Below are 13,356 nucleotides of genomic sequence, written 5' to 3'. Positions count from 1 at the left end.
GCAAACATGTACTTTTAAAATCAAAAATGTTCGAATAAAAAGGAGCAAGGTAAGAAATCAAATTTTGGTTTCTTACCCTGCTCCCACATTGTTGAGTTAATACAGACAACTACAGTGAAATATATTATTTACATTTACAAAATAACATGTTGTATTTATGTCCCTTGCGCTGAATAGATCTTTAAGGTAGTGAAAATTTAATCACTGGCAAATGTTACGGTATGATTTGATTCAGAAGACATTTGAATTGCATCTATCATAGCTATGGATGCGAGTGCATCATCAGCATGTACATAATTTTGCGTATCGTAATGTATGCAGTCATAAAATTGATTAATCAGTTTACCATGACTTGGTCCATAATAAGATTTTGTTTTAGGTGCTTTACTATCTTCTATAACTTGTATTTTATAACCGTCTTCATTTACGCGTGTCAGAATATTATCCTTAATTGTGAATTTTTCATTTTCAAAGATGACTTGGAGCTCAACACTAGAATTTCCAATACTGGCATTTGTAGCGAAAAACATGCCATTTGCTTTATTTTCAAATTCTATATGTGCTGCTGCGGTATCCTCTACTTCAATATCGTAATCTAATAGTTGTGAGACATTGCCTTTAATAGAGGAGATTTTGCCGCAAAGTAATTGCATTAAATCAAGTGTGTGAATGGCTTGATTGATTAACACGCCACCACCAGCAGTGTCCATCTTACCGCGCCAAGGTTTCTCTGTATAATAAGCTTCAGGTCTAAACCAAGTTACGAGACCTTTTACGCCGATGATGTTGCCATGTTTACCACTTTCGACGATTTGTTGTAGTGTTTGAAAGGTGTCGTTATAGCGATTCTGAAAGCAAATACCAATTTTTATTTCTGGGTATTTACGTTCTAATTTCACTAATTCAAGTCCTTCTTTGGCATTAATTGCGAGTGGTTTTTCTTGAAGCACATGAACGCCTTTTTCGACACAAGTCGTTGTCGCTGATAAGTGTAAATAGTGAGGTAAACAAATATGAACACAATCTAACGCTTCTGAATCTAACATTTCATTTAAATCTTTATAAAAATGAGCATGAGGCACTTTATTTTTAAATAATTCATTTTCATCACAAACTGCTACTAATTGAGCTTCTGGATTATCATCAATCGCTTGAATATGTACTTGAGCGATATCACCTAGTCCAACAATTCCAATTTTAAGCATATGACCATCTCCGTTTATTTATGCTTTTATGAGTTAATTTATTGTTCTGCTTGAATTTTTTCTTGTAATGCATTTTTAAATTCTGTTGGATCTACTGGTAGTGATACCTCTTTGCCTAACCAACTTGAAAGGTAAATGGCATTTACGAAGTTAACACCATTAATACCGTCACTGCCTGGGGCAATCAATGGTGTATCATCGATAATATTAGCTGCAAAGTTTTCTAATACGCTGATGTGTTGTTGACCCCATACACTTTCAAACTCAAATGTTTCTTGATCATAGATATCGTCAAAACCATTGCCAGTGAAAATTTTGGCAGCATCTTCCCACGACATATTACGATTCATATCTGTTTCAGAATCTTTTAGGCGAGTCAGTGTAATTTTTTTACTATCTTCTACTAATATTTTACCTTTATCGCCAGTGATTTCTAAACGGTCTGTTCCGATAATGTCATGTGTACATGTAATGAATACACCTGTTGCTCCATTGCCATAATCTAATATAGTTGTTACATCATCATCGACGTTTAATTCTCTTTGGTAACCATATTTGACATTTGAAAATACTTTTTCAGGTAAGCCACATAACCACTGGAGTAGATCGATTTGGTGTGGCGCTTGGTTTACTAAAACACCACCACCTTCTCCATCCCAAGTTGCTCTCCAAGAACTTTGATCATAATATGCTTGTGGACGCCACCATGTAGTGATAATCCAATTTGTACGACGAATATGACCAATTTCACCATCATCAATTAATGCTTTAACTTTTTGATATAAAGGGTTAGTTCTTTGATTAAAGAAAATACCAAATGTTAATTCCGGTTTAGAAGCTGCTAAATCACTAATTTCTTTAACTTTTTCAGCATAGATATCTGCAGGTTTTTCTAAAAGTGCATGAATATCTCTAGACAATGCTTCTTTGCCTATTTCTGTATGGAGGTAATGAGGCACTGTCGTAACGACTGCATCTACATCACCACTTTCTAACATATCAATATAGTTGTCGTAGAAAGGTACATCAGGATACTTTTCAGCACTTAACGCTTTTTTCTCTGGATCAATATCACATATTGCACCGATTTCTAGTTTATCTACTTCTCCGCTATGAATAAAACCTGCATAAGTACCACCTTGTGCACCTAAACCAATAATTCCTAAACGAACTTTTTCCATTATGCATTCTCCTCTTGTTCAATATTAGATAGTATTTTAAGTAAAGCTTCATATTGCATTTTATATCCTTCAGCACCATCTTTAGCTACTGTGTTTTGGATTGTCTCTGTGGAATGTTCAAGTTCTAAATCTTTAAGTGAATCAAACACAACGAGATGAGGTTCTAGTGTTAAAAAACCTTCGTAGCCGCGGTCGATTGCTTGTTTAAGTATCGATTCAATTTGACCATCACCCGTGCCACATAAGACATTGACGCTATCTTCATAAACAGCATCTTTAATATGAATATATTCAATATGTGGAGTCAATAATTCATAACATGCTTGTGGATCCTCGTCACATTGAACAAAATTTGCGAAATCAAAGATTGCCTTAAAATGTTCTGAACCGACTTCATTTAAAATAACATTGCAACGTCGAGCAATATCCCCAAAGATATCTTTTTCATTTTCATGAAGTAATATCACATTATATTGTTCAGCAATTTTGGCAAATTGCTTTAATTTAGCAATGACTTCTTTTTCATAATCATCAAAATTATCTTCTTTTGGTATATAAAAACTAAATATTCTAATGTATTTACAATCTAAAGCATTTGATATTTGGCATAATGTTTTTAATATTTCTAATTGTGCTTCAAAAGCGGCATCATCATTAATATAAATTTTACCGATTGGAGATCCAATGGATGAAACACCAATGTTCCATTTTTCCAACCTTGGTAAGACATCTTTTTGTATGCTTTCAACTGAGTATTTGCTAATATTTTCACCATCAACACCGCGCAGTGAGATATAGCGCATACCTAATTCACTGACAGTTTTTAACTGGGTATCTAATTCTGATGATATTTCATCAGAAAATCCTGATATTGCGATATTTTTCATTATAAAAATACCTCCATTTTTAATAAATATAACTTAACTTTTATAAAATAGTTAATTGCAATCGCTTACATAATTTTGCTTTAAAAAGCACCTATCAAGGTGTAAATAGACGATTAATTTAAATTAGAACCATGTTTTATAACCTAAATCAATTAAGTGGTCACGACTTGTGATTAAGCAATCATATGGATCGGCACCGTACAATTCATCTTGCTCAACAAAGAAATATTCACTGCCACTTTCAAGGCCAGCTTCTATGATATCTCGTAAAGGTAAAGTACCTTCACCAAGTTCAGCAAATTGTGTAATCATATGTAGCATATAATATACCTTCTCAACGCCTTCTCCAGGGTATTGGTTCCAGTCAATTTCTCCAATGCGGTAATCTTTTAAGTGAATGGCACGAATACGGTTTGCGTATGTTGGTATGAATTTAGCTGGGTCTATACCAGCGCGCCAAATCCAATGTATATCTAACTCAAAGCCTAAATGTTCAGTATTATCACGCATTAAATCTAACATGAGCTCTCCATTATAACGAACGAATTCTATGTTATGCGCATGATAGTAAAGATCGATGCCATGTTCTTTTAAGCGTTTAGCATATTCTTCACAGATTTCGGCAAATTTAAGCGTACTTTCTTTAGAACCCATATAATTCATAGGAAGCATGCCAATGCGTAAAATTGTACAATCTACAGCTTTACAATCTGCTACAATTTTATCAAAATCATTTTGTAATGTATCACCTGGGTATTTTTGTTCTTCAGAAATATCTTCAACCCCGCAAGACATTGCTGCGATATCCATGCCAAAATCTTTAATTGCACGTTGCATTTCAGTAATGTTCTGTTCTGTCATTTCTATTTGAGATACTTCAACAGCATGGTAGCCAAGCTCATTTACTTTATTTAAAACGTTGTATATTCCATCTTCAGCTACCTTATCTTTAAGCATCATCATTTGAACTCCAATTTGTGGTTCAGTCATATAAATCATCCTTTCAATTTAATATTGCTTTAGTGTTATAATTTAATTATATATTGAGTGAAAATTAACAACATTGTAAATAAAGGGAAAAAGATTGTTTTTTGAGTGGGAGGTAATTTAATGAAAGATAATGGGGATATTAAGTTTAAATTTGATTCTATCTCGTTACCTTTTGATGGAGAGTATGCAGCATGGCACAGGATAAGTGATGGTCACTTTGGCAATGAATTACATTATCACGACCATTATGAAATATTTTTCTCACTATCAGGTAATATGCTATATACCATTGAAGGTAGAAAATATCAGCTAGACGTAGGTTCTTTATTGCTCATTACGCCATATGAGTTTCATCAATTAAATGAACAAATGGATGGGCATGCCGAACGTATTGGATTAAGGTTTGATGCACATTTATTAGAATATTTGTCTACAGATAAATGTGATTTAAGTGCATGCTTTGACACAAAATCACCAAACTTTAAAAATTTACTACAATTGTCAGAATCGCAAAAAAGAGAACTATATTATTTGCTTCAGGGTTTAATTAATGAACAAAATAGTCAGAAATTCGGGAAGAAATTAGCAGAAGAAGCATTGCTCACTCAATTTTTTATACTTTTAAATAGAGTGTCTATTGCTAATGAACAGGTAGCAGTGCTAGATGATCCGGAATCGGAGTTAGTAAGACAAGTATTAGATTACATGGAGTTACATTATGCAGATCCTATTTCATTAGAAGATCTGGAAAAGAAATTCTATGTTAGTCGCTATAAAATTACTCAACATTTTACTCGCCTTGTAGGTTACCCACCTTATCGGTATTTATTACAGAAACGATTACAAAATGCGCAACGTATGTTGAAAAATGGAGAAAGTCCACAACAAGTTGCCAGCCTATGTGGTTTTAGCGATTATTCTAACTTTTATCGAAAATTCAAAACGTCTTATGGATGCAGCCCACGTGATTATTACCAAAAACACGCCAAAAATTAAATGCTTATATAGTAGAGAAATGCCATTACTTTAAAATTGTCTCAGCTAGTGAGTCTATAGTGATGGCTTTTTTTAATGGAAAGACCGATTATAAAAAAGTACTTCACAGGATAAAAATGCATTTATGCTTTTAAAAATACAAAAATTAAGTTTATACTCTAGCAATGTGTAACGGTTAGTAATCATTATTTGAATGGTCAAAAGTAAAATATAATAAGCTAGTTATTGAAATAGAATAATGAGTTATGGTCATTAGAATAAATAGAAATATCATAACTAGTATAGATTTCAAACATGAAATTTACTGTTTTACGTGTTTAAAACCCAGAACATTTAAATTAATAAATAGTGACACTAACACTGCTATTACAAGGTTTATAGTTTTTAAACAATGCCTTTACTACCTCCCCTCTTTCATAAAACGTTATAACGTGTATAATGACGTTATAACGTTTTATGATTTATAATGAAGTTTCCTTGCGTTAGATTATAAAAATAAAGGTGGGAAAATCTATGAAAGAAATTAATGATATTATTGCTGAAAATCTTAAGTTGTATAGAAAACAAAATGGTTATTCATTAGAATATTTATCCACTTTGACTGAAGTAAGTAAAACGATGCTTGGGCAAATTGAACGTAAAGAATCTATTCCATCGATTACAACATTATGGAAAATTGCCAACGGTTTAAAAGTTTCATTCTCTGAACTTACACAAGAAAATATTGAAAATATTAGAAAGATATCTGCGAATGAGTTGAAGCCATTAACTTCAGAAGATAATAAATATAAAGTATATCCATTTTTTAAGTTTGATATTGAGAAAAAGTTTGAAAGTCATATGGTTATTATAGAGCCTGATGGTCTTATGAAAGATTCGCCGCATGGTTCTGGTTCTATAGAGTACATAACGGTTTATGAAGGTACGCTAACGCTTAAATTGGATGGAGACAACTATACGGTTCACAAAGATGAATCTATTAAATTTAACGCTAATATCTTCCATTTTTACTCAAATGAAAATAATTCATCAGTTCGATTTAATATGATTGTGCATTATTAATTTCTTTGCAGAAATATTTAACTGTTTTCAGGTTGTAATAAAAATATAAGTAACTGCATACTAATCGCTCACATTGTAATTTAAGTGCAATTTTGAGTTGATTTCTTATTTTGTGATTAAATATACCTTTTGAGTTAATGTTATTGTATATGTCCTTTTAAATAGGCATATTTTGATAATTCCATTTATCTGTTAAGCATAGTCAAAGACATAACTCGGTTTTCTAATACTATCTATTTTATTAAATTCATTATTTAACTTAATAAATAACGATAGGTATTAGATATAATTTATTTTAATAATAAAAAGGAGGAACGTTTATGACTAATAAAAAGACAAACGACGTGCAACCTTTTGACTTAATATTAATAGGTTTCGCTGTGGTGTTATATACTATTAATATTTTGTTTTCATTCGGTATTATTAACGCACCACACTTAATAACATCGTTGATTTTAAGTGTTGCCATAATTAGTTTTAGTATTTTTCTTCTAAGACAACGCTCAAAGGCTTCCGGGTATATTTGTTTAACGTGTGGCTTGATAATATTAATCATCGCCTTTATTTTTTGATTAGCTTGGGGCGTGAATACGAAGTCGAATTTTGATTTCATGTTCACGCTCCTTTTTTAAATTTTAAAGTAATTAAAATTTAAAAAAATACAACGACGCTTAGCGCCGTTGTATGGGATTAATAAACTATTTTGTGTTTTGGATTAAGATTCTAATAATAAATCTTCTGGGTTTTCAATTAAATCTTTAATCATTTTTAAGAATCCTACTGCTTCTTTACCATCAATGATTCTGTGATCATAGCTTAATGCAATGTACATCATTGGACGGTTTTCAATTGTATCTGCATCGACAGCAATTGGACGTGTAATAATTGAGTGCATACCTAGAATAGCAGCTTGGCTACCATTGATGATTGGTGTAGACATCATTGAACCAAAGATACCGCCATTAGTAATTGTGAATGAACCATTTACCATATCGTCTAGGCCGAGTTTTTTATCGCGTGCTTTTTTAGCTAAATTACCAATTTCTTCTTCGATTTCAGCAAAGTTTTTCTTGTCACAATCTCTAACGAAAGGCACAAGTAAACCATCGTCAGTAGATACTGCCACACCGATATCATAGAATTGTTTAGTAATCATATCGTCGCCGTCTATCTCAGCATTCACACCTGGGAATTTTTTCAGCGCTGCAACAGCTGCTTTTGTAAAGAATGACATGAAGCCGAGTTTAGTACCATCATGGTCTTTGATGAATTGTTCTTTTTTACGTTTACGTAAATTCATTACGTTAGTCATATCAATTTCGTTAAACGTAGTTAACATAGCTGTATTATTAGAAACTTCTAATAATTTCTTAGCAGCTGTTTTCTTACGACGAGACATTTTTTCTCTCACTACTGGTTTTGATGGATTTTGTTGTGCTGGTTTTTTCGCTTCTTCTTTAGCAGCTGGTGCTTCTTGTTTTGAGCTTGCTTGATTTTGACTTTGATCAACATGTTCTTTTCTTACAACATCATTTGATTGCGCTGCTACTTCAGATAAGTCGATACCTTTTTCACGAGCATATTTACGTGCTGACGGTGTTGCATTAACACGTTGTCCATTGTCTTGATCTTTTTCTTCTGATTTATCATTTTGTGTTTCAGATTGTTGTGGTTGAGCTTTTTCTGATGATGAATCGTCTTTAGCATCATCTTGTTTAGCTGGTGCTTCTGAAGCGTTGTTTCCGCTACCTTCTCCAACGACAGCGATAGATTGGCCTACTTCAACTGTATCGCCTTCGTTTGCAAGTAATTCTTGAAGAACACCTGCTTCTTCTGAAACAACTTCAACGTTTACTTTATCTGTTTCTAGTTCAACGATAGCTTCACCTTTATCTACGTTATCGCCTACTTGTTTTAACCATTCTGCAATGGTACCTTCTGTTATGGATTCTGCTAATTCTGGAACTTTTACCTCTGGCATGCTTGACTTCCCCCTAGTTAATTTTTGTACTTTGTTCGAGTATCATATTTTGAACGAGTTTGTGAATTTCACCATCACCTTCAGCTGGTGCCGAACGTTGTATACGACCATGATAACTTAAATCGTATTTATCTGTAGTTAATTCTTTTAGATATGGATAAACAAATGACCATGCACCTTGGTTCTTAGGTTCTTCTTGTACCCAAGCTACGTTTTCTAAATTCGGCAATTCATTTAATAATGCTTCGATTTCTGTTACAGGGAATGGGTAAAGTCTTTCAACTGCAACAACTAATATAGAATCATTTGGATTTTTAGCCAAATACTCTTTTAAATCAATAAACATTTTTCCTGAAGCTAAAATAACTTTTCTTACAGCGTCTTTTTGATGTTCTTCTGGTAAAATCGCTTCAAATTTGCCCGTAGTAAATTTACTAATAGGATCTGCTACAGTTTTATTACGTAATAAGCTTTTCGGTGACATTACTACTAAAGGTCTCATAGATTCTGTACCTAATGTAGCAGCTTGGGCACGTAATAAATGGAAATAATTACTTGAACTAGATAAATTAACGATTGTCGCATTATTTTCTCCTGCAAGTTGCAAGAATCTTTCTAAACGTGCAGATGAATGTTCTGGTCCTTGTCCTTCAAATGAATGAGGTAACAATAATGTTAAAGCAGAACGTTCGCCCCATTTAGCTCTTGAACTAAATAAGAAGTTATCAAAAATCATTTGAGACATATTTGAAAAATCACCATATTGCGCTTCCCAAATTGTCATACACGATTTATTTTGAACGTTATAACCATATTCAAAGCCAACTACCGCAGCTTCTGATAATGGTGAATTCCGTACTTCAAACGTCGCTTTTTGATCAGGCACATGATGTAACGGTGTATACTTCTCACCAGTCTCTGGGTCATGTAATACTGCGTGACGATGACTGAAAGTACCACGTTCACTATCTTGACCTGTTAAGCGTATTGGATTGCCGTTTTGAGTGATCGTTGCAAAAGCTAATTGTTCTGCTTGAGCCCAGTCAACTAATCCATCTTCTTTTTCAAACGGCTCTCTACGTTTCTCCAATACTTTATTAAGTTTCTTCAATACATTGAAATTTGAAGGATACGTAAGCATCGCATCATTAATTTCTTTTAGATGTTCAAAACTTAATTCTGTATCTTGACTTTGAATTGGCTCTGCCAAATCGTCTGGTTTTTGCATATTTGGATTATCCATTTTATCATTTTTGTCGATTTTATCATGAGCTGCTCGTAATGATTTTTGTACTTCATCCATAATATTATTCATTTGATCTTCTGTAATAATATTCTCATCAACGAGTTGTCTTCCGTATAAAAGTTCAACGGAGTCATGCTTACGTATTTCATGATATTGTAGTGGGTTTGTGATTGATGGTTCATCCATTTCATTATGACCATATCGACGGTAACCAACTAAGTCAATAACAACATCTTTATGGAATTCTTTTCTGAAAGCCATAGCAATTTCAATTGCTTCAATTGTTGCTTCAACGTTGTCTGCATTAACATGCATAATTGGCACATCATATCCTTTTGCAACATCTGAAGAATATGTTGTAGAACGACCTTCTTCAGGTTCTGTAGTAAAGCCGATACGGTTATTTGTAATAACGTGGAGTGTACCGCCAGTAGAATAACCATCAAGACTACCTAAGTTCATTGCTTCAAAATTGATACCTTGACCAGGATAAGCTGCGTCACCATGAATTAATATTGGCATTGATTTTTCGAATTCAGTTGTTACTGCACCAGGTTTATCTGTATTGTCTTGTGTTGCACGTGTTTTACCTAAAACAACAGGTGCTACGATTTCTAAATGACTTGGGTTATTAGCTAATGAAATACGCTGTTCACTACCATATGAACGCGTTGTTTTCACGCCACCAAGGTGATATTTAACATCGCCAGACCATCCAGAAGTTAATTTTAAGCTTCCGTCTTCTGGTAAAAACTTCATTGGATCTGTGTGCATAAATTCAGAAATCATCATTTCATATGGCTTTTCTAAAACATGTGTGAGTACGTTTAATCTCCCACGGTGAGCCATACCAATTTGAATGTTTTGAATACCTTCGTCACTCGCAAGTTTTAAAGTTTGTTGCAACATTGGGACTAATGTGTCTACACCTTCAATTGAAAAGCGCTTTGCGCCTACAAAGTTTTTGTGTAGATATTTTTCAAAACCTTCAACATGTGCTAAATTTTTAAAAAGTTCGATTTTTTGATTGTCATTTAAAGTTGCTTTGTACGGTGTTTCAATTCTGCGTTTTAACCATACACGTTCTCTATTATTGTTGATATGCGTGTACTCAAAGGCGATTGGTCCTTTGTAACGTTTTTCCATACGTACAATAGCTTCATAAGCATTGTCATAAATATCTTTGAAATGCTCTGATACAATACCTGCAGAAATAGATTCAAGTGTTTCTTTGTCTAAATTAAAATCTTCAAAGTTTAACTTTGGAACATTTTCTCTTACAGGTCTATTGACTGGATAAATATCTGCTAATAAATGCCCATATTGGCGGATATTATCTATTAAGCGCATAACACGTTTGATTGTGCTATCACCTTTAGTCACATTACTTTGACCTTCCTTATTTGTTACGATGTTAGCTTCACCGTTTTTAATTGTACTAAATAGGACTTGCAAATCTTCTGGGACTGAAGTCGGATCATTTAGATATACGTCATATAAATCTAAAACATATCCAAGATTTGCCCCGAAATTTACAGGTGCCTCGGAAACCTGTCTTTCGTTGCTCATATTACACCCTCCACAAAATAGTTGAAACGCTTACAAATCAATAATAGCATTAAACAAGCGCAAATTAAAGTACCAATAGCCTACTTATATGAAAAAACAGAACCTAAATGAAATAGATTCTGTTACTTTTGTAATATATATAATAATGTAACGTAGGTTTTGCTAAATTTAAACTTTTTAAATGCTAGATTTTACGTGTTAAAAAGTGATTTTAAAAGTTGTATATTTACCTATTTCACTTTCAACTTGAATGGTGCCATGATTCAATTCAATTATTTTTTTAGCAATAGATAGACCAAGTCCATTTCCACCTAACTTACGAGAACGTGATTTATCGACTCTATAGAAACGGTCAAAGATAAATTCGATGTCTTCTTTAGGAATACCAACACCATGGTCTGTTATCTCAATAGAAATTTGTTTATTTCTCAGATTGGTTTGAATATGAATATGTTTGTTATGTTGATCATATTTCATAGCGTTATCAATGAAAATAATTAGTATTTGCTCTAATTGATAACGGTTAATTTTAATATTAAGTGGTTTAGGAAAAGCTTCAAATTCAAATTTATAGTCCTGATGTAATTGTTTTAATGATTTTATGCGAGAAGTAATTTCCTGATTGATATCTACATTTTCGATTTCTCCATCACGACTATTATTATTATCTTTTGTGAGTAAGAGAAGTTCTTCTACTAATTTTGTAATCCTCATCATTTCTTCTAAGGAAATGTCTAAAGATTCTTCGAGTATTGCTGCATCTTTTTTTCCCCAACGTTGAATTAAATTTAAATGACCTTGGATAATTTGCAATGGCGTACGTAATTCGTGAGAAGCGTCTTCCACGAATTGTCTTTGTTGATTAAAAGATTCTTCCAATTGGAACATCATTTCGTTAAACGTAACGATTAAATTATCCGTTTCTTCATAGTTTGTATTTAATTCTACTTTTTCTTGGAAACCATCTCTACGTATTTGTTGCATTTTGTTAGACATCAATATTAATGGCTTTGTAATTTGTGATGAGAAAAAGTAACTAACAATGGCAGTGATAAACGTTGCAATGATGCCGAAAATAAGCGCAATAAAATATAAAGAGTTTACGAGTGTATTATAGTCTTCTAATGAATGGACAATGACACTATATCCTTTGAAACTTTGAGAATCGATACGTTGCGTTATAGTCAAGTATTCTGTATTATGGTGATTTTTAATGGAAGCTTGATTTGCATCTTTAGTCGCAAAATTGGGCGTGTAGCCTATCGTATTATCATTTGAAGTTTCCATTAATTTGTTGCCGTGGTCATTGTATAGTATCACTTTCTGAAAGTTGCCTAAAGAAGCATTTAAATCTAAGGGTGTTATATCTTCAATTTGTTTAGTTTCAAAAAGATTTACAATATCTGATGAACTACGTTCTGCTTCAGTAAATTCATTGTGGCGTAAACTATTACTCAAGAAGAATATAATAATTAAACTAAAAATAAATATCGTTGAAAACGTTATTGTTGTTGTTATCATCATCCATTTTGTTTTTAATTTTCTTTGCTTCATTGTCTAACCACATAGCCAACGCCACGAACTGTTTCGATGTATTTATCTTTACCATAGGGTTTGAGTTTGTTTCTTAAATAACGAATATAAACATCTACAACGTTCGTTTCAACTTCAGTATCATATCCCCAGACATCAGTAATAATTTGTTCTCTTTGTAAAACATGATTTTTATTAACAGCAAGTAAATATAATAAATCATATTCTGTTTTCGTCAAATCTAATGATTCCCCCTCTACAGTGACCTTAAAAGCATCCTTGTCTATAATGATACCTTTGATATCGATGACATTCTTTTGTGGCTGTCTACGAAGCATAGCACGTATTCTCGCTAGCAATTCTTCTATATCAAATGGTTTAACAATATAATCGTCAGCGCCATAATCTAAACCTGCGACTTTATCATATGTATCACTTTTTGCAGTAATAATAATAATTGGTGTTGTTTGTTTTTGACGAATTTGACGGCAAATTTCTAAGCCATTGATATTTGGTAGCATCAAATCCAAGAGTATAAGGTCGTAATTATTGGATAATGCTTTTTCTAGACCAGGACGTCCATCGTATTCTATATCTACAGTGTAATCTTCGTGTTCAAGTTCAAGTTCTATAAAGCGAGCAAGATTTTGTTCATCTTCTACTATTAATATTTTTGTCATAAGTTGCACCTCAAATTATATTTTAA

At 32.9% G+C, this 13,356-nt stretch carries 11 protein-coding genes; 2 read left to right on the top strand and 9 right to left on the bottom strand.

The features are described from left to right. Positions 1 to 197: 197 nt before the first annotated feature. The 4 genes from MHB47_RS07260 to MHB47_RS07245 all read right to left on the bottom strand — a co-directional run bounded on the left by MHB47_RS07260 (position 198) and on the right by MHB47_RS07245 (position 4,263). Positions 198 to 1,205 (bottom strand): Gfo/Idh/MocA family protein, encoded by a 1,008-nt coding sequence (locus MHB47_RS07260; protein WP_340755900.1) that lies wholly within the window; start codon positions 1,203 to 1,205, stop codon positions 198 to 200. Positions 1,206 to 1,243: 38 nt separating this feature from the next. After that, positions 1,244 to 2,386 (bottom strand): Gfo/Idh/MocA family protein, encoded by a 1,143-nt coding sequence (locus MHB47_RS07255; protein ID WP_340755898.1) that lies wholly within the window; start codon positions 2,384 to 2,386, stop codon positions 1,244 to 1,246. Beyond that, entirely contained in the window at positions 2,386 to 3,273 is an 888-nt protein-coding gene (locus MHB47_RS07250; RefSeq protein WP_021339176.1) for a sugar phosphate isomerase/epimerase family protein, read from the bottom strand. Before MHB47_RS07250 ends, MHB47_RS07255 begins: the two co-directional genes overlap by 1 nt. 123 nt (positions 3,274 to 3,396) lie before the next feature. After that, positions 3,397 to 4,263 carry a sugar phosphate isomerase/epimerase family protein gene (locus tag MHB47_RS07245; protein ID WP_340755896.1) on the bottom strand — a complete coding sequence of 289 codons (867 nt, stop codon included), beginning with the start codon at positions 4,261 to 4,263 and terminating at the stop codon, positions 3,397 to 3,399. A 120-nt stretch (positions 4,264 to 4,383) separates the two neighbouring features. Between MHB47_RS07245 and MHB47_RS07240 the strand changes: the two genes are divergently transcribed. Together MHB47_RS07240 and MHB47_RS07235 are read left to right on the top strand one after the other, a co-directional pair. Continuing rightward, positions 4,384 to 5,259 (top strand): AraC family transcriptional regulator, encoded by an 876-nt coding sequence (locus tag MHB47_RS07240; protein WP_340755894.1) that lies wholly within the window; start codon positions 4,384 to 4,386, stop codon positions 5,257 to 5,259. Between the two features lie 513 nt (positions 5,260 to 5,772). Beyond that, positions 5,773 to 6,321 carry a helix-turn-helix domain-containing protein gene (locus tag MHB47_RS07235; protein WP_107518549.1) on the top strand — a complete coding sequence of 183 codons (549 nt, stop codon included), beginning with the start codon at positions 5,773 to 5,775 and terminating at the stop codon, positions 6,319 to 6,321. Between the two features lie 295 nt (positions 6,322 to 6,616). Here the strand turns inward: MHB47_RS07235 and MHB47_RS07230 are convergent, their stop codons facing one another. The 5 genes from MHB47_RS07230 to MHB47_RS07210 all read right to left on the bottom strand — a co-directional run bounded on the left by MHB47_RS07230 (position 6,617) and on the right by MHB47_RS07210 (position 13,330). After that, entirely contained in the window at positions 6,617 to 6,934 is a 318-nt protein-coding gene (locus MHB47_RS07230; RefSeq protein ID WP_277595426.1) for a hypothetical protein, read from the bottom strand. A gap of 102 nt (positions 6,935 to 7,036) precedes the next feature. Next, positions 7,037 to 8,302, bottom strand: coding sequence for a dihydrolipoyllysine-residue succinyltransferase (gene sucB / locus MHB47_RS07225; RefSeq protein WP_002507616.1), 1,266 nt, complete (start codon positions 8,300 to 8,302; stop codon positions 7,037 to 7,039). A gap of 13 nt (positions 8,303 to 8,315) precedes the next feature. After that, the gene (locus MHB47_RS07220) at positions 8,316 to 11,117 is read right to left on the bottom strand and encodes a 2-oxoglutarate dehydrogenase E1 component (protein WP_340755891.1); all 2,802 of its coding nucleotides are present in this window, start codon (positions 11,115 to 11,117) and stop codon (positions 8,316 to 8,318) included. Positions 11,118 to 11,315: 198 nt separating this feature from the next. Continuing rightward, the gene (locus MHB47_RS07215; RefSeq protein ID WP_002507614.1) at positions 11,316 to 12,671 is read right to left on the bottom strand and encodes a HAMP domain-containing sensor histidine kinase; all 1,356 of its coding nucleotides are present in this window, start codon (positions 12,669 to 12,671) and stop codon (positions 11,316 to 11,318) included. Beyond that, positions 12,668 to 13,330 carry a response regulator transcription factor gene (locus MHB47_RS07210; protein WP_002507613.1) on the bottom strand — a complete coding sequence of 221 codons (663 nt, stop codon included), beginning with the start codon at positions 13,328 to 13,330 and terminating at the stop codon, positions 12,668 to 12,670. The genes MHB47_RS07215 and MHB47_RS07210 overlap by 4 nt, the downstream gene beginning before the upstream one ends. Positions 13,331 to 13,356: the final 26 nt, after the last annotated feature.

Source organism: Staphylococcus sp. FSL K6-3157, assembly GCF_038005145.1.
GTDB lineage: Bacteria > Bacillota > Bacilli > Staphylococcales > Staphylococcaceae > Staphylococcus > Staphylococcus equorum.
The sequence above is the reverse complement of the archived record's forward strand: the minus strand, read 5'-3'. Positions and strand labels throughout refer to the sequence as shown.

Coding starts and splice junctions, on each gene's coding strand:
- MHB47_RS07260 (WP_340755900.1), bottom strand. CDS start 1,205: ATGCTTAAAATTGGAATTGTTGGACTAGGTGATATCGCTCAAGTACAT.
- MHB47_RS07255 (WP_340755898.1), bottom strand. CDS start 2,386: ATGGAAAAAGTTCGTTTAGGAATTATTGGTTTAGGTGCACAAGGTGGT.
- MHB47_RS07250 (WP_021339176.1), bottom strand. CDS start 3,273: ATGAAAAATATCGCAATATCAGGATTTTCTGATGAAATATCATCAGAA.
- MHB47_RS07245 (WP_340755896.1), bottom strand. CDS start 4,263: ATGACTGAACCACAAATTGGAGTTCAAATGATGATGCTTAAAGATAAG.
- MHB47_RS07240 (WP_340755894.1), top strand. CDS start 4,384: ATGAAAGATAATGGGGATATTAAGTTTAAATTTGATTCTATCTCGTTA.
- MHB47_RS07235 (WP_107518549.1), top strand. CDS start 5,773: ATGAAAGAAATTAATGATATTATTGCTGAAAATCTTAAGTTGTATAGA.
- MHB47_RS07230 (WP_277595426.1), bottom strand. CDS start 6,934: ATGAAATCAAAATTCGACTTCGTATTCACGCCCCAAGCTAATCAAAAA.
- sucB (WP_002507616.1), bottom strand. CDS start 8,302: ATGCCAGAGGTAAAAGTTCCAGAATTAGCAGAATCCATAACAGAAGGT.
- MHB47_RS07220 (WP_340755891.1), bottom strand. CDS start 11,117: ATGAGCAACGAAAGACAGGTTTCCGAGGCACCTGTAAATTTCGGGGCA.
- MHB47_RS07215 (WP_002507614.1), bottom strand. CDS start 12,671: ATGAAGCAAAGAAAATTAAAAACAAAATGGATGATGATAACAACAACA.
- MHB47_RS07210 (WP_002507613.1), bottom strand. CDS start 13,330: ATGACAAAAATATTAATAGTAGAAGATGAACAAAATCTTGCTCGCTTT.